1 protein-coding gene is annotated in these 591 nt (G+C 46.9%); it reads right to left on the bottom strand.

Going from position 1 to position 591, the window contains the following annotated elements:
- Positions 1-9: 9 nt before the first annotated feature.
- A partial coding sequence (locus DPF_RS04900; RefSeq protein ID WP_141721060.1) for a transposase occupies positions 10-591 on the bottom strand: 582 nt, incomplete at its 5' end.

Genomic DNA, 591 nt, shown 5'->3' with positions numbered 1-591 from the left:
CGGATAATTTCATGATGTGAGCACAAAATTATTCCCGGCTATTACTTTTTGCCAGAAATGGACAAAATTCAGCCAAAAGTTACGTAAAATTATAAAAAACCGGTGCAAGTTCCCCGGGAGATGAACCCAGAGGTGCATTCTGAGGACATTGAGGGCGGTTGCTGTCAGAACGATGACCATCTTGTTCTTTGCAAATCCACGACGCCGGGTACGTTCCAGCCCCAGGACTCGTTTGGCGATGCTGAACGGGGCTTCGCCACCGGATCTCTGGCGATAAAGCGATTTGATTTCGTCGTCATCTTTGAACATGAGCCGCCGTGCCTCGATCCTTGGTTTGTTCCACTTCCAGATGACTTTGGCTTTCCGTCTTGTGATTTTTACGGGGCAATCATGCGAGTGAGGGCAGTTGCCACATGCTTCCCGGTTAAAGTAAGAGCTTGTTTCCTTACGTTTTTTTGAAATTTTATTCTCTAAACAAGACTGCCCCATGGGGCAATTAATGATCTCCTTACCGGACTCACTGATTTTAAAATCAAGGATCGAGAATCCGTCTGGAAAATCTCCGGACGGAGGACAAACCAGCTCAACGTC

This window comes from Desulfoplanes formicivorans, from assembly GCF_001748225.1.
Classification (GTDB): Bacteria; Desulfobacterota; Desulfovibrionia; order Desulfovibrionales; family Desulfomicrobiaceae; genus Desulfoplanes; species Desulfoplanes formicivorans.
The sequence above is the reverse complement of the archived record's forward strand: the minus strand, read 5'-3'. Positions and strand labels throughout refer to the sequence as shown.